The organism is Xanthobacter sp. 126, assembly GCF_000526175.1.
GTDB lineage: Bacteria > Pseudomonadota > Alphaproteobacteria > Rhizobiales > Xanthobacteraceae > Xanthobacter > Xanthobacter aminoxidans.
Genome location: NZ_JAFO01000001.1, coordinates 3826450 through 3844514 on the forward strand (window position 1 = coordinate 3826450; position 18065 = coordinate 3844514).

An 18065-nucleotide genomic window follows, 5' to 3' on the forward strand; every position below is an offset into this window, starting at 1 on the left:
GCCGACATGACGAAGGATGGACCATGGATCTCGGACTGAAAGGCAAGACGGCCCTCGTGCTCGGCGCGGGCGGCGGGCTCGGCAGCGCCATCGCGGCGACGCTTGCGGCGGAGGGCGCGAAGGTGGCGCTGGGCGATATCGACCTCGCCGCCGCCGGTGCGGTGGCCGAACGCATCGCGGCCTTGGGCGGAGAAGCGATGGCGCTCAAGTTCGACCTCTCCGACCTCGCCGGCATTGATGCGCGCATCGCCGAGATCGAGGCGAAGCTCGGCCTGGTGGACGTGCTGGTCAACAACACGGGCGGCCCGCCCCCCACCCCGGCCGCCGGCCAGGACCCGGCCCTGTGGGCCAAGAGCTTCAACGACATGGTGCTTTCGGTGATCGCCATCGCCGACCGGGTGCTGCCCGGCATGCGGGCGCGCAAGTGGGGCCGCATCATCACCTCCACGTCCTCCGGCGTGGTGGCGCCCATCCCCAACCTCGCCATCTCCAATGCGCTGCGCCTGTCGCTGGTGGGCTGGTCCAAGACGCTCTCCCGCGAGGTGGCGCGCGACGGCATCACCGCCAACATCGTGCTGCCCGGCCGCATCGCCACCGACCGCATCAAGTTCCTCGATGCCAAGAAGGCCGAGCGCGAGAACCGCACCGTGGAAGAGGTGTCGGCGGAGAGCACGGCCTCCATCCCGGTCGGCCGCTATGGCGACCCGCAGGAATATGCCAACGTGGTGGCCTTCCTCGCCGGCACGCCCTCGTCCTATGTCAACGGCTCGGTCATCCGCGTGGATGGCGGCCTCATCGCCAGCATCTGATCGGTTTCATCATGCTTCTCGACGCCAGCGCCTCCGGCCTGTTCCCCATCGCTCCCACCCCGTTCACGCCGGACGGGAAGATCGACGAGGGCTCCCTCGACACCCTCATCGCGCGCTATCTCGCCGCCGGCGCCACCGGCGTGACGGTGCTCGGTATCATGGGCGAGGCGCCCAAGCTGGAGCCGGAGGAATCCCTCGCCATCACCGCCCGCTTCATCGCCGGCTTCGGCCGGCTGCCGGTCATCGTCGGCGTCTCGGCGCCGGGCCTCGCCGCCATGCGCTGGCTGGCGCGCGCCGCCATGGACAAGGGCGCGGCCGGCGTCATGATCGCCCCGCCCCCGGCCCTGCGCACGGACGACCAGATCACCGGCTATTACCGGCAGGCGATCGAGGCCATCGGCGACGATATCCCCTTCGTCATCCAGGACTATCCGCTCACCCTCACCGTGCAGATGACGCCGAAGGTCATCCGCCAGATCGTTCAGGAGAACCCCTCCTGTGTGATGCTGAAGCACGAGGACTGGCCGGGGCTGGAGAAGATCACAGCGCTGCGCGCCTTCCAGAAGGAAGGCTCCATGCGCCCCATCTCCATCCTCACCGGCAATGGCGGCCTGTTCCTCGATTTCGAGATGGAGCGCGGGGCGGACGGCGCCATGACCGGCTACGCCTTCCCCGAGATGCTGGGCGAGGTGGTGAAGCTGCAGAAGGCCGGCGAGCGGGACAAGGCGCATGACCTGTTCGACGCCCACCTCCCGCTCATGCGCTACGAGCAGCAGCAGGGCGTCGGCCTCGCGGTGCGCAAATATGTGATGATGAAGCGCGGCTTCATCGCCTCCGACGCCCAGCGCAAGCCTGGCTCGGCTCTCTCCGCCACCGCGCGGGCGGAAGTGGACTACCTGCTCTCCCGCCTCGCCCGGCACGATCCGCGCGCGGCGATCTGAGCGCCGAGGCCTGACGTTCTCGATCGCGGCGGCTCCGGCAGACGGGGCCGCCGCGATTCGTTTTCAGAGCCCCCCAATCACCGCGCCACCCACGTCCCGCTGCCCGCGATCTCCTCGGAAATTCGCCGCCCCGCGTCGATGACGGCGGCGCGGATGGCCGGCGAGGCGCCGGCGAGATCCTCCGCCGCCAGCACGAGGCTGACCCCGGCGATGACCTGCTTGTTGACGAGGACCGGCGCCGCGATGCCCGCGCGACCCTCGGCGACCTCCGAGACCGTCTCCACCACGCCGTCGCGGCGGATGGCGCGCACCTCGGCCTTGAACGCTTTCCAGTCGCCATGTCCGAGACGGGCGCGGATGGTGTCCTCGTTGTCGAGATAGATGCGCTTCAGCGAGCGGTCGTCGAGATGGGCCAGCACCACCTTCGAGGAGGCGCCGGCGAAGAGCGGCATGGCCACGCCCCGCTCATAGGTGGTGATGGGATGGGGCGCGGTGCCGTGCTCCTGATGCACGCACATCACCGTGTCGCGATAGCGCCGGCACAGGATCGCCGTCGCGCGCTGGGTGGTCTGGTCGAGCAGCTCGTGCATCACCTGCGAAGCGATGGGGATCAGCGTGTCCCCCTGCCGCAACAGACGGTCATACTCGATGAAGGCGGGGCCGAGCACGTAGCCGGCGCCGATGACGGGATCGAGGAAGCCGGCCCGGCAAAGCTCCTGCACGTCGCGATAGGCGGAACTCTGGGACACGCCCGTCTCCTGGGCGATCTCCTCCACCGTCAGCGGCCAGGGGCGTCCGCGAAACAGTCCCATGACCTGAAGAATCCTGCTGGCCAACCTCGCCCTCCCGAAGAATGATACTTTATATCATTTAGTAAGAATTTCGCAAAATTCCTACCTATTGCGAATTATGCTTGAAGGAGATGAAAAGTTCGAGCACTCTTTCGGCAGATGACGCGCGGCAAGACGCGTCCCCCTTCCGGAGAGAGATGATGAAGCGCGTCCTTCCCCGCCTCGTTGCCGCCGCCCTCGCCCTCAGCGTTCCGCTCGCCGGGGCTCATGCGCAGGCGCCCAAGACCGAAGTGAAGCTCGCCGTTCTGGCGCCGAGTGCGCTGTTGTGGCTGCACGCCATCGCCGTGGACAAGGGCTTCTACGACAAGCGGAACATCGCCGTGCGCGAGCTGCGCGCATCGGACAGCCCGGCGCTGCTGCAGGCGGTCGCCTCCGGCAGCGCGGATGCGGGCATCGCCCTCGGCGATCTCGCGGTGCGCGCCATCGACAAGGGCGCCCCCGTCATCATCGCCGGCGCGGTGCTCGACAAGACCATCCTGCGCCTCTACGGCGCCAAGGGCACCGGCTCGATGAAGGATCTTGCCGGCAAGCCGCTCACCGCGGGCGCGGTCAAGGGCGGCACCGCCAACCTCCTGAAGTATCAGCTGAAGCAGGCGGGCGTGGACCCGGCCGGCGCGCAGATGGTGTCCATCGCCAATTCCCGCGACCGCATCATCGCCATGGGCAACGGTCAGGTGGCCGGCGCGCTGCTCATCGCCCCTTTCGACACCCTCGCCGGGCGCGAGGGGGCCGTGCTGCTCGATGTCTATCGCGAGCCCTACGTTCAGACCCCCCTCGTGCTGAACAAGTCCTGGGGTGAGGCGCCCGCCACACGCCCCGCCGCCATCGCGGTGACACAGGCGCTGAAGGAGGCGGCCGCCTTCATCGACAATCCCGCCAACAAGGATGCGGCCATCGACGTGCTCGCCGCCTACACCAAGACGCCGCGCGACGTGGTGGAGGATTCCTACGCCTTCATCGTGAAGGAGCAGAAGGCCATTCCCGCCGACCTCTCCGTTCCGGCAGCCGGCCTCGAAAACCTCTACAAGATCGACGCCGCGGTGGGTGGCGATCCCCAGAGCCAGCCCTTCGACCTCAAGCGCTATTACGACCCGAGCTACATCGCCGGCAAGTGAGCTGAGTGCAGCGAGAGGAGCCGCCGCCATGGCCCATTTTCGCGACATGCGGACGCCGGTTACGCTGCTCACCGGCTTCCTCGGGTCGGGCAAGACCACGCTGCTCAACGGCTGGCTGCGCGACCCGGCGCTGAGCGACGCCGCCGTCATCGTCAACGAGTTCGGCGAGATCGGCATCGACCACGCGCTGATCGCCGCCAGCTCCGACAACACCATCGAGCTGTCCACCGGGTGCCTGTGCTGCACGGTGAAGGGCGACCTCGTGGAGACGCTGCGCGACCTCACCGAGAAACGCGCGCGGGGCGAGGTGAAGGCGTTCGCGCGGGTCATCATCGAGACCACCGGCATGGCGGACCCCGGCCCAGTCATCCAGGCGCTCATCACCTTTCCGGTGGCGCGCACCTATCGTCTCGGGCGGGTGGTGACGGCGGTGGACGCGGTGCAGGGCATGGGCACGCTCGACCGCCACGCGGAGGCGCGCAAGCAGGTGGGCGTCGCCGATGAGGTGGTGCTGACCAAGGCGGATCTCGCAGGCTCGGAATCGGCAGGCGCCGACTTAGCCCCGCTGGAAGCCCGCATCGCCGGCCTCTCGCCCGGCGCGCGTCTGCATCTGTCCTCGCTCGCGCATCTCGCCCAGCCCACCCTCCTCGACGGCATCGACCCCGCCGACCCGAACACCCGTCCGAGTGAAGTGCGCGCCTGGCTGCGGGCGGAGGCTTTCGAGGCCGCGGACCCGGTGCGGCACCACGAGGATATCGGCTCTTTCTGCCTAGCCTTCGAGGAGCCCCTCCATTGGGAACACGTCTCGGCGTGGCTCGATGCATTGGCCATCGCCCATGGCGACGACCTGCTGCGGGTGAAGGGCATCCTCGCCATCGCCGGCCGCCCCAAGCCGGTGGTGGTGCAGGCGGTTCAGCGGCTGTTCTCGCCGCCGGTGGAGCTTTCCGCCTGGCCGGAGGGGATGGCGGGCTCGCGCATCGTCTTCATCACGCGCGGGCTGTCGCAGGCCTACGTGACCGAGGTGCTGGACGTGATCCGCACCCGCCCGGTGGCGCTCGATCTCGCGTCCTGACGCGCCACGGGCCGCATCCTTTTCATATTGGCCCGTGCGGGCCTCGTCCTCGGGAGAGTAGTTTGGATACCATCATCAAGAACGGCCTGGTCGTGACCGCGGACGGCCGCTTCGAGGCCTCCATCGGCATCAAGGACGGGGCCATCGCCGGCATCTTCGAGCCGGGGCTGGAGCCGGCTGCCGCCGAAGTCATCGACGCGAAGGGCCTCGCCATCCTGCCCGGCGTCATCGACATGCACTCGCACCACCGCGAGGGCTCGCTGCCGGGCTTCGAATACAAGGACACCATCCACACCTCGACCCTCCAGTGCGCCGCGGGCGGCGTGACCACCTCGGTCGCCATGCCCAACGTGACCCCGCCGCCGAACACGCTGGACCTCCTGGAAAAGCAGTTCGCCATCTATGAACGCGACGCAGTGGTGGACTGGAACTTCAATCCTGCCCCCACCATCCTCGACGAAGTGCCGGCCATGGCCGCGACCGGCATCGCCGCCTTCAAGTTCTTCATGGTGGTGGACACCGGCCGCTCCTATCCGCACATGCCGGGCATCGGCGTGCACGACCATGGCAAGATCCTGGAGATCATGCAGGCGGCGGCGGCGCACGACGTGCCGCTCATGATCCATCCGCACGACCAGGCGCTGATGGACGTGATCGAGCAGGAGTTCTGGGCACGCGGGGAGCGCGACGCCCTCGCCTACGCCAAGGCCTACGCCGCCCATGACGGCGTGATCTGGGAGACCGCCATCGCCACCCTACTGCGCCTGCAGAAGGCGGCGGGCTGCCATCTCCACATCCTGCACACCCAGACCGCCGGCTCGGTGCAGCTCATCCGCGAGGCCAAGGCGCGCGGGCAGAAGGTGACCTGCGAGCTCAATCCCTGGGCGCTGTTCCTCGGTTGCGAGTGGGCCGCCATCCAGCGCCTCGGTTCCTACGCTCTGTCCTACTGGGTGCCGGAAAAGAACGTGCCCGGCCTGTGGGAGGGCGTGCGCGACGGCACCATCGACATCATCGCCACCGATCACGCCCCGCACACCCGCGAGGAGAAGGAGATCGGCTGGACCGACGGCTGGAAGGCCCACACCGGCACGCCCTCGACCCAGTTCTATCTCTCCATGTTCCTCACCGCCGCCACCGAGGGCAAGCTGCCCCTGGAGCGCGTGGTGGAGGCGACGTCCACCCGCCCGGCGCGCCTGTTCCGGCTCGATCGCAAGGGCGAGATCAAGCCCGGCTTCGACGCCGACCTCGTGCTGGTCGACCTTGAAACCGAATATGAGGTCCGCGACGAGGACGTGCTCTCCCTCGTCGGCTGGAGCCCCTATGCCGGCCGCCGCTTCAAGGGCAAGCCGGTGCGCACCATCCTGCGCGGTCGCACCATCTATCTGGACGGCAGGGTGGTGGGCGAGAAGGGATACGGCAGGCAGGCCGTCTCCACCGCCCGCCACGCGCACAAGGCGGCGGCGGAATGACCGCAGCCGCTCCCTTCTGGCGCAGCGTCTACGACTTCCTCGAAGGGCGCTCGCGTGCCGCAGGCCTCCTGCGGATGCTGATCTCGCTCGCCTTCGTGCTGGTGATCTGGCAGGTGCTGGCGACCTATGTGGTCACCAACAAGCTCCTGCTGGTGCCCCCGGCGGAGGTGTTCCGCGCGCTCGCCAAAGAGAGCGGCAACGGCGCGCTGTGGACCAATGCGCTCGCCACCGTGAGCGCGGTGGCGGCATCCTTCCCGGTGGCGGTGCTGATCGGCGTCGCCATCGGCCTCGCATTGGCGTCGAGCCGGCTGCTGGCGCTCACCGCCGGGCCGATGCTTACGGCGCTGAACTCTGTGCCGCTGGTGGCGCTGGCGCCGCTGTTCATCGCGTGGCTGGGGCTGGGCTTCGCGTCGAAGTTCGTGCTCGTCACCATCTTCACCATCTTCCCGGTGCTGGTGACGACGGAGACCGGCCTCAAGGCCACCGACAAGATCCTCATCGAGGCGGCGCGCTCCTTCAACGCCTCGCGCTGGCAGGTGTTCACCACCGTATCGCTGCCCTTCGCGCTGCCCTTCATCGTCTCCGGCATCCGCGTCGCCTGGGCGCGGGCGCTGGTGGCCATCATCATCGCCGAGTTCTTCGGCTCCTTCGCCGGCTTCGGCTTCGCCATCCTGGCCGCCGGGCAGAGCTTCGATACCGCGACGCTGCTCGCCTACGTCATCATGCTCGGCATGCTCGGCCTCATGGGCAGCGTCTTCTTCGAGTGGCTGGAACGCCGGCTCGCGCCGTGGCGGCAGGAGTGATCCCGTGAACCAGATGGCTCAAGCTCTCTCCATCGAAGGCATCAACAAGGTCTTCGAGCGCACGGGCAAGCCCTCAGTGGAGGCGCTGCGCGACATCAACCTCACCATCCGGGAAGGCGAGTTCATCTCCATCGTGGGAGCGAGCGGATCGGGCAAGTCGACGCTGCTGCGCATCATCGACGGTCTGCTCCCGGCCTCCTCCGGCGTGGTGAAGGTCTCCGGCCACACGGTGACGCGGCCGGGCGCCGATCGCGCCATGGTGTTCCAGCAGGACGCGCTCCTGCCCTGGAAGCCGGTGATCGACAATGTCGCCTACGGCCTCACCATCGCCGGCACGCCCAAGCGCGATGCCCACGCCACCGCCCAGCGCTTCATCGACATGGCGGGATTGAAGGGCTTCGAGCAGCACTATCCGCACCAGCTCTCCGGCGGCATGCGCCAGCGGGTGAACGTCGCCCGCGCGCTGGCGGTGAACCCGAAGATCCTGCTGCTGGACGAGCCGTTCGCCGCGCTCGATGCCCAGACGCGGGAGATCATGCAGACGGAGCTGCTCAACATCTGGCAGAAGAGCGGCACCACCGTGCTGCTCATCACCCACCAGATCGACGAGGCGGTGTTCCTCTCCGACCGCGTGATCGTCTTCTCCGCCCGTCCCGGCTCGGTGCGCGAGGAAATCCCGATCCCCCTGCCGCGCCCGCGGGCGCTGGAGGTGAAGCGGCATGAGGCCTTTGGCGCGCTCGTGGACCGCATCTGGCACCTCATCGAGCACGAGGTGCGGAGCGCGGTCGCCGACAACCGGGCCTGACCCCCGGCCCGGCCCGTTGCTCACGCCACCGGGGCGGCGCCTTCGCGGAATGGCGCACCGCGCCGCGCCGGCTCGGACATGTCGGCTCCGCTACCGCACAGATCGAGCGCGCGGGCGAGGCTGCGCTCGATCTCGGCCTTGCGGATGCCGCGCGCGATGAACACGAGGAAGGACGGCCCGCCGTCGTCCGCGCTCAGATGCGTCGGCGGATGCATCACATGCTGCACGCCGTGGATGGCCACCGGCCTGTCCGACGATGTTGTCCGCAGCAGCCCCTTCACCCTCAGGATGCGGTCGCCATGGGCGTGGAGCAGCGCGGACAGCCAGAGCGTGAAGGCCGGCCAGTCCAGCGCCCCCTCGATGGGCAGCGTGAAGGACGAAACCTCGGAATCATGGTCCGGGGCGTCGGCCAGGAACGGCGACGGCGGAGCATGGAGGCTTTCGCGCCCGGCCAGCACGTCGCCCAGCCGGAACGTCTCGTCCTGAATGTCGAGGATGCGCGCGTCGGGGGCGATGGCACGCACCGCGGCGGCGAGGCGGGCCGTCGGCTCGGCGGCGCGCATGTCGCCCTTGGTGATGACCACCGTATCGGCGATGGCCACTTGCCGGCGCGCCTCAGGCCGATGCTCCAGATTGCGCAGGCCCGCCACCGCATCCACCACCGCCACGACGGAGGCGAGGCGCACATGCGCCTTGAGCCATGGGTCGCGGGCGAGGGTCGCGATGACGGGCGCGGGATCAGCGAGCCCCGACGTTTCGAGGATGGCGCGTCGCAGGCCCCCGCCGGCTCTGGAACCGTCCTTCGCCATGCGCACCAGATCGTGCATCGCCTTGGCGACATCGGCGCGCCGCGCGCAGCACAGGCAGCCGCCGTCGATCAGCTCCACCGCCTCGCTGGCATGCACCAGCAGGCGGTGATCGACACCCGCCTCGCCGAACTCGTTGACCATGAGGCCGGAATCGCCTCCCTCCGCGGTCTCGATGAAGCGGCGGATGAGCGTCGTCTTGCCCGAGCCGAGGAAGCCGGTCACGACGATCAGGGGCAGGCGCTCATCCATGGGCCGGGGCCTCCCGCCTGGGCGCGATGAAATCCTCGGACAAGGGATCGATGCCGCGACCGGAGAGGCTTTCCGCGATGGGCCAGACATCGCCCAGCGTCGGGGCGATCTTGGTGCGGCCGCGCGCGTCGGTGAGCGCCAGCGCCTCCCCGTCCCAATCCTCGCAGACGAGGCCGAGCGGGCCGACCAGCGCATTCAGCATGGCGATGCGCCGCCGGCGCTCCGCGCGATAATGCAGGATATCCTCGAACGGAAAACGATCGTCGCGCTGCCGGGCGAAGTCGCTCCAGTGTTCTCCCGCGCCGAAGATCGCGCACACCTCGCACATGGCGGTTTTCCTTCTCGAGTTCAGGCGAGGCTGTCGGGTGCGCCGCCGAGCGGCAGCTCCATGTCGGACAGCATGCTCTGGGTGAGACATTCGGAAACGCGCTTGCGGGCGAGCCCGGCGTGGGAGCTGCCGAGCGCGTCCGCCCGGTCGGCATCGCGAGCGCGGATCGCCTCCACCATCTCGCGGTGCTCGCGGATAATGTTGCCGATGTGCGCATCGTACGCCTCCTCGGTCGCGAAGCAGTCGTAGGTCATGGCGAGGCGGGAGATGCGCAGATTGGTGGTGAGCAGCTGGAGATAGAAGCGCTCCACCACGCCATTGCGGCAGCAGGCGGCGATGGCGGCATGGAAGCGCCAGTTGATCTCCAGCATGGCCTCGGAATCCCGTCGCGCCATCGCCGCCTCGAAGGCCTCCCGCTGCGCGTCGATCGCGGCGATCTGCGCCTCCGTCCGCCGCAGCGCCGCCCATCGCGTGACGAGGCGCTGGGAGAGGTCGAAGGCCTCCAGATGCTCGCGAATGTCGTTCCAGCCCATGGGCGCGACCCGCGTCCCCCGGTTGGGCAGGATCTGCACCAGCCCCTCGCCGGCGAGGCGGACGAGGGCCTCGCGCAACGGCGTGCGTGACAGGCCGAGGCGGCTCACCAGCGCCGCCTCGTCGAGGTCGGAGCCGGGCGCGAGGGCCAGCGAGACGATCTCGGCGCGGATCACCTGATAGGCGAACTCGCTCGATCCCCCTTTGGAGATCCCGGCCTTGGGTGCGGTGGGCACCTCGAGAGTGCCGCGTTCGGCGGCACGGGTGCGGCTTCTTTGTGCGTTTCGTTCAGACATCGTTGTTGCATGACTCAATTTATTTTGCATAAAATATGTATAAACAAGCCTTCCGTCAAGCATATAATATCGCAATATCAATGATTTGGAGGGGTAACGGTGCTTTGGCAAGCCACCGCCAACGGGCTGCTTCTGGGCGGCCTCTATGGCATCGCCACCATCGGATTTTCGATGGTCTGGGGCGTCATGGGGGTCATCAACCTGGCCCACACCGGCTTCATCATGCTGGGCGCATACATCACCTACGGCCTGTTCCGGTTCGCGGGGCTTGATCCGATCGCCTCCATTCCGGTCTCCATGATCGCCATGTTCGCGCTGGGCTACGCGCTGCAGGTGCTGGTGCTGAACCGCATCATCCGCACCAGCCTGCTGCTCTCGCTGGTGGTGACGTTCGGCATCGAGCTGGTGATGGTGGATGCGGTCTCCATCGCCTTCACCTCCGACGTGCGTTCGGTGAACTCGTCCTATGCGGCAAGCTCCATCGAGGTGTTCGGCATCCTCGTGCCGGTGGTGCGCCTGATCGCGGCGGGCTTCTCCGTCACCCTCGGCATCGCCTTCTTCGCCTTCCTGCGCTTCACCCGCGCCGGGCAGATGATCCTCGCCACGGCGCTCGACCGGGAGGTCTCCTCCCTCATGGGCATCAATCCCGAGCGCATCTACGCGCTGACGGCGGGTGCCGGCGCGGCGCTGGCGGGGGCGACCGGTTCGCTCGCCTCCATGCTGTTTCCGGTGATGCCGGGCATGGGCGTGACCTTCCTGAGCGCAGTTTTCGTCATCACCGTTTTGGGCGGCATCGGCTCGGTGGAGGGGTGCATCGTCGCCGGCTTCATCTACGGCCTCGTGCAGGCCTGGGCCGGCTATTTCCTCGGCGCCAATTATCAGGAGATCGTCGGCTTCGGCCTGTTCCTGCTGGTGCTGGCGCTGAGGCCGCAGGGCCTGTTCGGCCGCGCCTTCTTCGGGGAGCATGCATGATCTCCCCCTCTTCTCCCTCGGGCGCGCGGCGCCGCGCGCTTCTCTTCTGGGCCTTCTTCGCCGCCGGCGCGGTCGTCCTCGCGCTCGCACCGCTGACCCTGAACAATTACTGGCTGCGGGTGCTGACCACGGTGTTCATGTACGCCACGGTCACCCAGGGGCTGAACGTCATCGTCGGGCTCACCGGCTACCATGCCTTCGGCAACGCCGTGTTCTTCGGCTTCGGCGCCTATGCCTGCGGCGTCGCCATGACGCTGGGATTGCCGTTTCCCGTGGCGCTCGTCGCAGCGGTCGCCTTTTCGGCGCTGGTGGCGGGCGTCATCGGCTGGCCGATCCTGCGGCTGAAAGGCCATTACTTCGCCATCGCCACGGTGGCGCTGAACCTCGCCGCCATCCAGCTGGTGATCCAGGTGGGCGGCGTGACGGGCGGCGCCGAGGGGCTGCCGCTGCCGCTCTCGGACCTGCCGCCGGGGCCGCTCTATCGCGCCATCTATCTGGTGATGCTGGCCGGCATGGTCGTCTCGACCCTGCTGGTGGCGTTCATCCTCACCCGCCCCTTCGGCTACGCGCTGCGGGCCATCCGCGATGGCGAGCGCGCGGCGGGGGTGATGGGCATCGACACCACCGCCACCAAGGTCGCCGCCTGGGCGATCTCCGCCGGCATCACTGGCTTCGCGGGGGGCGTGTGGGCCTATTGGATCACCTTCATCGAGCCGGCCAGCGCGTTCGATCCCGCCATCGGCGTGAAGGCCTACATGATGCTCATCCTCGGTGGCATGGGCACGGTGATCGGGCCGGTGCTGGGCGCCTTCGTGCTGGAATTCCTCTCCACGCTGGTGTGGGGCGGTTTCCTGCAGGCGCACCAGATCGTGTTTGGCGTGCTCATCGTCGTCATCTGCCTCGTCGCCCCCAACGGGATGCTGGTGGCGGGGCGCTCCCTGATCCAGCGGTGGAGGTCGCGCCATGGCGCTGCTTGAGGCAAACGACCTCGAAATCCGCTTCGGCGGCGTGAAGGCTTTGGCCGGCGTCTCCTTCCGCGTGGAGGAGGGCGAGGTGTTCGGCGTCATCGGCCCCAACGGCGCCGGCAAGACCACGCTGCTGAACGCCATCTCCGCCGTCTACCGGCTCAATGGCGGCTCCATCCGCTTCGCCGGGGAGGACGTGACCGGCCTGCCGCCCCATCGCCTCTCCCGCCTCGGCATCGCCCGCACCTTCCAGATCGTCCAGCCGTTCAAGGCCATGAGCGTGCGGGAGAATGTCGCCATCGGCGCCATGTTCGGCCATGCGCGGCTGCGCACCCGCGACGCCTGGCTCGCCGCGGCCGATGCCGCGCTGGAGCGCACGGGCCTCGCGCCCAAGGCCGCCTTCATGCCGCCCCAGCTCACCCTCGCCGACAGGAAGCGGTTGGAGGTGGCCCGCGCGCTCGCCATGGGGCCGCGCATCATCCTCTTCGACGAGGTGATGGCTGGCCTCAACCACACGGAGATCGAACGCATGATCGACCTCGTGAAGAGCCTCAAGCAGGCCGGCCTCACCGTGGTCGTCATCGAGCATGTGATGAAGGCGGTGCTGGCGCTCTGCGACCGCATCATGGTGCTGAATTTCGGCGCCAAGCTCGCCGAGGGCGTGCCGGACGACGTGGTGTCCGACCCCAAGGTGGTGGAGGCCTATCTCGGCCAGCGCTTCGCCAAGGCGCACGCCGCAGCGGGAGGAGCACGATGAGCCTTCTCTCGGTCGAAGGCCTCGCGGTGGCCTATGGCGACAGCCGCGTCCTGTGGGACGTGGGCTTCGACATGGCGGAAGGCGAGATCGTCGCGCTGGTGGGCGCGAACGGCGCGGGCAAGACCACCCTGCTGCGCGCCCTCACCGGCCTCGTGCCGGTACGCGCGGGGCAGATGCGCTTCGCCGGCGCGGACCTCGGCCCGCTGAAGCCCTATGAGCGCGCCCGGCGCGGCATCGCCATGGTGCCGGAAGGCCGGCGCCTGTTCGCCGGCCTCACCGTGCGCCAGAACCTGAAGCTCGGCGCCACCGCACGCCCGGACCGCGCGGGCGAGGACGACGACCTCGCCTTCGTCTTCCAGCTGTTCCCCGAGCTGAAGCGGCTGGAGGGCCGGCTCGCCGGCCTCATGTCCGGCGGCGAGCAGCAGATGTGCGCCATCGGCCGCGCGCTGATGGCACGCCCGAGCCTCCTGCTCATCGACGAGATGTCGCTGGGCCTCGCCCCGGTGATCGTCGACCGCATCGCGGACGCGGTGCGCCAGGTCAACCGCGAGCGCGGCATCACCGTGCTCTTGGTGGAGCAGGACGTGGGCCTCGCGCTGGAGATCGCCACCCGCGGCTACGTGCTGGACACCGGCCGCATCACCATCGACGGCCCGGCGGACGACCTCCTGCGGCGCGAAGACATCCGCGCCGCCTATCTCGGCCTCAACTGACCTGTTCGGAGAGCGTGACGTGTCCCGACCCTATGACCTCGTGATCGAAAACGGCACGATCCACACCCCGACCTCCTCCTACAAGGCGGACATCGCGGTGCTCGACGGCAAGATCGTCGCCATCGGCGGACCGTTCACGGAGGCAGCGAAGCGCGTGGACGCCAAGGGGCTCGCCGTGCTGCCGGGCCTGTGGCACGTCCACTGCCACTTCCGCGAGCCGGGGCACACCTACAAGGAAGATTTCCAGACCGGCTCCGCGGCGGCGGCGGTGGGCGGCGTGACCATGTGCATCGACATGACCAACAACACGCCCCACCCGACCACGCTCGAAGACTACGAGATGAAGAAGGCGCTGGTCGCGCCCAAGGCCCATGTGGACTACGCGCTCTATGGCGGCGGGCTCTATCCGCGCACGGTGGAGGCGCTGGCCAAGGCGGGTGCCATCGGCATCAAGATCTTCAACACGCGCCACATCAAGGAAGTCTATCCCTACATCTCGGAACTCGGCGTGCTCGACCACGGCATCCTGTTCGAGCTGTATGAGGCGACGCGGGACATGGGGCTGGTCGCCTCGGTTCACCATGACGATCCCGAGTGGTGCAAGCGGCTCACCTTCCGCGATTACATCGACAAGGGCCGCACCGACGCCATGGCCTATCACGAGAGCTTCTCGAAGGGCTACATGTACGGCCACGGCATGGTCGCGGGCCTCGCGGCCTCGCTCTATTACGCCCGCATCTGCGGGGTGAAGCTGCACGTGCTGCATCTCGGCGTCATGCCCAAGGGCGCCAACGAGATGATCCACCACGCCAAGTATGATCTGGGTCAGGACGTGTCGTGCGAGCTGGAGCTCGGCACCATGTTCATGAACCGCGCGCAGATGGAGAAGGTGGGGCCGCGCACCTACAACTGGGCCTATGACCCCGAGGCCGGTTGGGACGCCATCAAGGACGGCACGGCTGATATGATCGTGCTGGAGCACGCCCCCCATACCAAGGAGGACGTGGACCCGGGCTGGAAGGACCTGTTCTCGGTGCCGCTCGGCGTCACCGGCGCGCAGGAATACATCCCCCTGCTCATGAACGCCGTGAACGAGGGGCGCCTCTCGCTCAACGACGTGACGCGGCTCGCCGCCGAGGCCCCCGCCCGGCGCTTCGGAATCTTCCCGCGAAAGGGCGTGATCCAGCCCGGCGCGGATGCCGACTTCACCATCGTCGACATGAGCCGCGAGGGCGTCTTCCGCAACGAGGACATGCTCTCGCGCACCGGCTTCTCCAGCTGGGAGGGCATGGCCACCAAGGGCGCGGCCACCCACACCATCGTGCGCGGCACCATCGTGGCGCAGGACGGCAAGCTCGTGGGCGCGCCGGGCTTCGGGCGCTTCGTGCCCGGCACCGCGGCATCCGCCTGAGACACCTAAAAAAACCAGACCTTCCGGGACGAGCAGGAGCGAGCGAGATGATGCACAGACGAACTCTGGTGAAGAGCGTGGCCGCCCTCGGCCTCGCCACCCTTTTCGGCGCGGGCACGGCCGCCGCGCAGGACAAGATCAAGATCGGCGCCGCCGTCAGCCTCACCGGCAACTTCGCCCGCGAAGGGCATCTCTTGAAGAACGGCTACGCCTATTGGGAAAAGCTGGTGAATGACGCCGGCGGTATCAAAGTCGGCGACAAGAAGATGCCCGTCGAGGTCATCTATTACGACGACGAGAGCAAGCCGCAGACCTCCGCCCGCCTCACCGAAAAGCTCATCACCGAGGACGGCGTGGGCTTCATCCTCGGCCCGTACTCCTCCGGCATCGCCACCGCCACGGCGGCGATCAGCGAGAAGTACAAGGTCATCACCATGACCCCCATGGCGACCGCCGACAGCCTCTACCAGCGCGGCTACAAATATATCTTCTGCCCCGCGCCTCTCGCCTCGACCACGCTCGATCCCATGCTGGCGTTGCTGAAGACGGTGAAGGATCCGCCCAAGACCATCGCCATCGCCGGCCCGGATGACCTCTTCCCCAACGTGTTCGCCGGCGCGGCGCAGAAGAAGGCGGAGGCCGAGGGCCTCAAGGTGGTCTATTCCACCAAATATCCGAAGGGCTCCGCCGACCTCTCCTCCGTCGCCACGGCGCTGAAGGAGAGCAACCCGGACGTGCTGATCCTGACCGGCTACGTCCAGGATTCCATCCTGCTCATCAAGACGCTGCAGACGCTGAAGGTGAACCCCAAGCTCATCGGCTTCGCCTTCGCGGTGGGCATTCCGGACTTCCTCAACGCTCTCGGCCCGGCGGCGGAGGACCTCTTCGGCGTGCAGATTTGGGACCCGGCGCTGACCTACAAGGGCCCGGTGGTCGCCGATAGCGTGGCCTATGTGGACGGCTTCAAGAAGCAGTTCGGCGGCGAGGTGCCCACCTACATCACAGCCGCCGGCACGGCGGGCGCGCTGTCGCTCCAGCTCGCCATCGAGAAGGCCGGCAGCATCGACCCGGTGAAGGTGCGCGAGGCGATGCTCCAGCTCGATACCGACACCTTCTTCGGCCCAGTGAAGTACAATGACGCCGGTGTCGACGTGAAAGCCTCGGCCGTGGTCGCGCAGGTGCAGGGCGGCAAGGCGGTGCCGGTCTATCCCGCGGCCATCGCGGCGGCCCCCGTCGTTTATCCGCGCAAGCCCTTCCCGTGATCGTCGACGTCCACGCCCATGCCCTCTCGCGCGATTTCCTCGGCGAACTCGCGCGGGAGGGCGCCTTCGGCATCGAGACCTGCCCCGAAGGCTTCCGCTTCGCCGGATACGGCCCCCTCGATCCGCTGCTGTTCGACACGGCGGGGCGGCTCGAAAGCCTGGAACGGCGCGAGATCGGCCTCCAGCTCGTCTCGCCGCCCCCGCGCGTGGTCTCCCATGCCGGCTGGGCGGCGGACGGCGCGTTCGCGCGGCGGCTCAATGCCCAGACGCTCGCCGCCGCGCGGGAAGGTGGCAAAAGGCTCGGCGGCCTCGCCGTTCCACCGATCGCCGAGCCGGAACACTGCGCGGACGCCATCCGCCGCGCGCTGGACGAGGGGCATATGGGCGTCGCGCTCCCGACCTCGGCGGCGGGGCGCCCGCTTGATGATCCGGCGTTTGAGCCCATGTGGGCGGAATGCGCGCAGCAGGGCTGCATTGTCTTCATGCACCCCACGTCCGGCGTGGACCGGCCGGCCTTCGGCAGCTTCACCATGCTCCAGCTCGTCGGCTGGCCGTCCGAGACCGCGCTGTGCGTGGCCCGCCTCATCTTCTCCGGAGTGCTGGAGCGCCATCCGGGACTGAAGCTCGTGCTGGCCCACGGCGGCGGCACGCTGCCCATGCTCGCCGGCCGGCTGGACCTCGCCTATGAGGCGCCGCTCTACGAGGCGAACCCGGCCTGTCGCGCGCACATCAGCCGGCCGCCATCGCATTATCTCGGCCAGCTCTATTACGACACGGTGGTGGCGCACCCGACCGTGCTGGACTTCCTGCTGAATCTGGTCGGTCCCGATCGCGTGGTCTTCGGCACCGACTTTCCGTTCGAGATCGGCGATGCGGAAGGTGCGAAAGCCCTCGCCGCACTGGAGCGGCAAAGTGAGGATGTCCGCGAGCGCGTGCTCTCCAACGGCGCGCGGCTGCTCGGCTTGGATTGATCAGACGGGCCGCGCCGGCCCCATCCCCGTCTGGGTTGAGATCCACAGGCCGGCGAGGATGGCCGCACCGCCTACCATCTGCAGCGGCGTGATGGTCTCGCCGAGGAGCGTCGCGGACAGCGCGACCGTCGCCAGCGGCGAGAAATAGAGGAAGGGGCCGGCGCGCGCCGCGCCCACCCGCGCCGCGCCGTAGATCCAGAAGAGGTTGCCGAGCAGTGTCGGTCCGGCCGCGATGTACAGCACTGTCAGCGTGACCGGCTCCACCCTGAACCCGTTCGTGAAGGGGTCCTGCCCGCCGAGGCCGAGAAACGCCGCGTAGACCGGGCAGAAGACGAGCACGAAGCCGGCCAGAGCCGTCAGCGCCGTCAGGCTCAGGGCCGAGATGCCGATGGGGTTCTGCCCGAGGCTGTAGGTGTAGAAGGCGAACAGCACGGCGGCGGTGATTGAGAACAGATTGCCCGCGCCGAAATGGAAGCCCGCGAGGCCCGTCGGCATCCCCTTCATCAGCACCAGCGTGACGCCGGCCATGGCGATGAGGATGCCGCCGATCTGCGCGAGCCTCGGGCGCATGCGCCCCACGAAGGTGGCGATCAGCAGCACCCAGATGGGCGTCGTCGCATTCAAGAGGCCGACTTCCAGCGCCGGGCTGAGATAGGCGCCGGCATAAAGGCTCACCGAGAAGAGCCCGACGCCCACCAGTCCCAGCAGTGCGATCCGCCCGGCGTTGCGGCGGATCGCGGCGCGCTCGCGCATCAGCCCGGGCAGTGCGATGGGCAGCAGGAGCGAGAGCGCGATGGCCCAGCGCCAGAACACCAGCGAGGGTAGCGGCAAGGCGTCATGGATTGCCCGTGCCGCCGTGTGATTGCTGCCCCACAGGAGGGCCGTGGCCAGAAGGGCGAGGATGGCGGAAAGGGGCGCCTTCGCCGCGGCCGCCAC

The 18065-nt window shown here is 68.3% G+C and carries 19 protein-coding genes; 14 read left to right on the forward strand and 5 right to left on the reverse strand.

Going from position 1 to position 18065, the window contains the following annotated elements; all coding sequences use genetic code 11:
* The first annotated feature begins 23 nt into the window (after nucleotides 1-23).
* Both XAN126_RS0118205 and XAN126_RS0118210 read left to right on the forward strand, forming a co-directional pair.
* Entirely contained in the window at nucleotides 24-809 is a 786-nt protein-coding gene (locus XAN126_RS0118205) for an SDR family oxidoreductase (protein ID WP_024280012.1), read from the forward strand.
* A gap of 11 nt (nucleotides 810-820) precedes the next feature.
* The gene (locus XAN126_RS0118210; protein WP_024280013.1) at nucleotides 821-1750 is read left to right on the forward strand and encodes a dihydrodipicolinate synthase family protein; all 930 of its coding nucleotides are present in this window, start codon (nucleotides 821-823) and stop codon (nucleotides 1748-1750) included.
* Nucleotides 1751-1827: 77 nt separating this feature from the next.
* On the opposite strand, the gene XAN126_RS0118215 is transcribed toward XAN126_RS0118210, so the two are convergent.
* Nucleotides 1828-2586: an IclR family transcriptional regulator C-terminal domain-containing protein gene (locus tag XAN126_RS0118215; protein WP_280938292.1), complete on the reverse strand. Its 759-nt coding sequence runs from the start codon at nucleotides 2584-2586 to the stop codon at nucleotides 1828-1830.
* A gap of 155 nt (nucleotides 2587-2741) precedes the next feature.
* Between XAN126_RS0118215 and XAN126_RS0118220 the strand changes: the two genes are divergently transcribed.
* From XAN126_RS0118220 to XAN126_RS0118240, 5 genes are all read left to right on the forward strand, one after another.
* A complete protein-coding gene (locus XAN126_RS0118220; RefSeq protein ID WP_197024058.1) occupies nucleotides 2742-3716 on the forward strand; it encodes an ABC transporter substrate-binding protein in 975 nt (324 codons plus the stop codon).
* Between the two features lie 28 nt (nucleotides 3717-3744).
* Entirely contained in the window at nucleotides 3745-4788 is a 1044-nt protein-coding gene (locus XAN126_RS0118225) for a GTP-binding protein (protein WP_024280016.1), read from the forward strand.
* 62 nt (nucleotides 4789-4850) lie between these two features.
* A complete protein-coding gene (locus XAN126_RS0118230; protein WP_024280017.1) occupies nucleotides 4851-6257 on the forward strand; it encodes a dihydroorotase family protein in 1407 nt (468 codons plus the stop codon).
* Nucleotides 6254-7060 carry an ABC transporter permease gene (locus tag XAN126_RS0118235; RefSeq protein WP_024280018.1) on the forward strand — a complete coding sequence of 269 codons (807 nt, stop codon included), beginning with the start codon at nucleotides 6254-6256 and terminating at the stop codon, nucleotides 7058-7060. The genes XAN126_RS0118230 and XAN126_RS0118235 overlap by 4 nt, the downstream gene beginning before the upstream one ends.
* A gap of 13 nt (nucleotides 7061-7073) precedes the next feature.
* Nucleotides 7074-7865, forward strand: coding sequence for an ABC transporter ATP-binding protein (locus XAN126_RS0118240; protein ID WP_024280019.1), 792 nt, complete (start codon nucleotides 7074-7076; stop codon nucleotides 7863-7865).
* 20 nt (nucleotides 7866-7885) lie between these two features.
* On the opposite strand, the gene XAN126_RS0118245 is transcribed toward XAN126_RS0118240, so the two are convergent.
* From XAN126_RS0118245 to XAN126_RS0118255, 3 genes are read right to left on the reverse strand one after another with little or no spacing between them, the layout of a single operon-like run.
* On the reverse strand, nucleotides 7886-8923 hold the full coding sequence (locus tag XAN126_RS0118245; RefSeq protein ID WP_024280020.1) for a GTP-binding protein: 1038 nt from the start codon (nucleotides 8921-8923) through the stop codon (nucleotides 7886-7888).
* Nucleotides 8916-9251 (reverse strand): hypothetical protein, encoded by a 336-nt coding sequence (locus XAN126_RS0118250; protein WP_024280021.1) that lies wholly within the window; start codon nucleotides 9249-9251, stop codon nucleotides 8916-8918. Before XAN126_RS0118250 ends, XAN126_RS0118245 begins: the two co-directional genes overlap by 8 nt.
* Nucleotides 9252-9271: 20 nt before the next feature.
* The gene (locus tag XAN126_RS0118255; RefSeq protein WP_197024060.1) at nucleotides 9272-10078 is read right to left on the reverse strand and encodes a GntR family transcriptional regulator; all 807 of its coding nucleotides are present in this window, start codon (nucleotides 10076-10078) and stop codon (nucleotides 9272-9274) included.
* A gap of 99 nt (nucleotides 10079-10177) precedes the next feature.
* Between XAN126_RS0118255 and XAN126_RS27905 the strand changes: the two genes are divergently transcribed.
* The 7 genes from XAN126_RS27905 to XAN126_RS0118290 are packed head-to-tail and all read left to right on the forward strand — an operon-like array spanning nucleotide 10178 to nucleotide 17129.
* Nucleotides 10178-11050 (forward strand): branched-chain amino acid ABC transporter permease, encoded by an 873-nt coding sequence (locus tag XAN126_RS27905; RefSeq protein ID WP_024280023.1) that lies wholly within the window; start codon nucleotides 10178-10180, stop codon nucleotides 11048-11050.
* Nucleotides 11047-12027, forward strand: a complete 981-nt coding sequence (locus tag XAN126_RS26475) for a branched-chain amino acid ABC transporter permease (RefSeq protein WP_024280024.1) — start codon at nucleotides 11047-11049, stop codon at nucleotides 12025-12027. The genes XAN126_RS27905 and XAN126_RS26475 overlap by 4 nt, the downstream gene beginning before the upstream one ends.
* Nucleotides 12014-12772: an ABC transporter ATP-binding protein gene (locus XAN126_RS0118270; protein ID WP_024280025.1), complete on the forward strand. Its 759-nt coding sequence runs from the start codon at nucleotides 12014-12016 to the stop codon at nucleotides 12770-12772. Before XAN126_RS26475 ends, XAN126_RS0118270 begins: the two co-directional genes overlap by 14 nt.
* Nucleotides 12769-13485, forward strand: coding sequence for an ABC transporter ATP-binding protein (locus tag XAN126_RS0118275; protein WP_024280026.1), 717 nt, complete (start codon nucleotides 12769-12771; stop codon nucleotides 13483-13485). Before XAN126_RS0118270 ends, XAN126_RS0118275 begins: the two co-directional genes overlap by 4 nt.
* Nucleotides 13486-13504: 19 nt before the next feature.
* Nucleotides 13505-14896 (forward strand): dihydroorotase family protein, encoded by a 1392-nt coding sequence (locus XAN126_RS0118280; RefSeq protein ID WP_024280027.1) that lies wholly within the window; start codon nucleotides 13505-13507, stop codon nucleotides 14894-14896.
* Nucleotides 14897-14943: 47 nt separating this feature from the next.
* Complete coding sequence (locus XAN126_RS0118285) at nucleotides 14944-16158, forward strand: amino acid ABC transporter substrate-binding protein (RefSeq protein WP_051460631.1); 1215 nt, start codon at nucleotides 14944-14946, stop codon at nucleotides 16156-16158.
* Nucleotides 16155-17129, forward strand: coding sequence for an amidohydrolase family protein (locus XAN126_RS0118290; protein WP_024280029.1), 975 nt, complete (start codon nucleotides 16155-16157; stop codon nucleotides 17127-17129). Before XAN126_RS0118285 ends, XAN126_RS0118290 begins: the two co-directional genes overlap by 4 nt.
* Here XAN126_RS0118290 and XAN126_RS0118295 read toward each other — a convergent pair whose 3' ends face one another.
* A complete protein-coding gene (locus XAN126_RS0118295; RefSeq protein ID WP_024280030.1) occupies nucleotides 17130-18065 on the reverse strand; it encodes a DMT family transporter in 936 nt (311 codons plus the stop codon). It abuts the gene before it with no gap.

Excerpts from the sequence above, each read along its gene's own strand:
- XAN126_RS0118205 (WP_024280012.1), top strand. The coding sequence starts at position 24 with ATGGATCTCGGACTGAAAGGCAAGACGGCCCTCGTGCTCGGCGCGGGC.
- XAN126_RS0118210 (WP_024280013.1), top strand. The coding sequence starts at position 821 with ATGCTTCTCGACGCCAGCGCCTCCGGCCTGTTCCCCATCGCTCCCACC.
- XAN126_RS0118220 (WP_197024058.1), top strand. The coding sequence starts at position 2,742 with ATGAAGCGCGTCCTTCCCCGCCTCGTTGCCGCCGCCCTCGCCCTCAGC.
- XAN126_RS0118225 (WP_024280016.1), top strand. The coding sequence starts at position 3,745 with ATGGCCCATTTTCGCGACATGCGGACGCCGGTTACGCTGCTCACCGGC.
- XAN126_RS0118235 (WP_024280018.1), top strand. The coding sequence starts at position 6,254 with ATGACCGCAGCCGCTCCCTTCTGGCGCAGCGTCTACGACTTCCTCGAA.
- XAN126_RS0118240 (WP_024280019.1), top strand. The coding sequence starts at position 7,074 with ATGGCTCAAGCTCTCTCCATCGAAGGCATCAACAAGGTCTTCGAGCGC.
- XAN126_RS0118245 (WP_024280020.1), bottom strand. The coding sequence starts at position 8,923 with ATGGATGAGCGCCTGCCCCTGATCGTCGTGACCGGCTTCCTCGGCTCG.
- XAN126_RS0118250 (WP_024280021.1), bottom strand. The coding sequence starts at position 9,251 with ATGTGCGAGGTGTGCGCGATCTTCGGCGCGGGAGAACACTGGAGCGAC.
- XAN126_RS0118255 (WP_197024060.1), bottom strand. The coding sequence starts at position 10,078 with ATGTCTGAACGAAACGCACAAAGAAGCCGCACCCGTGCCGCCGAACGC.
- XAN126_RS26475 (WP_024280024.1), top strand. The coding sequence starts at position 11,047 with ATGATCTCCCCCTCTTCTCCCTCGGGCGCGCGGCGCCGCGCGCTTCTC.
- XAN126_RS0118270 (WP_024280025.1), top strand. The coding sequence starts at position 12,014 with ATGGCGCTGCTTGAGGCAAACGACCTCGAAATCCGCTTCGGCGGCGTG.
- XAN126_RS0118275 (WP_024280026.1), top strand. The coding sequence starts at position 12,769 with ATGAGCCTTCTCTCGGTCGAAGGCCTCGCGGTGGCCTATGGCGACAGC.
- XAN126_RS0118285 (WP_051460631.1), top strand. The coding sequence starts at position 14,944 with ATGATGCACAGACGAACTCTGGTGAAGAGCGTGGCCGCCCTCGGCCTC.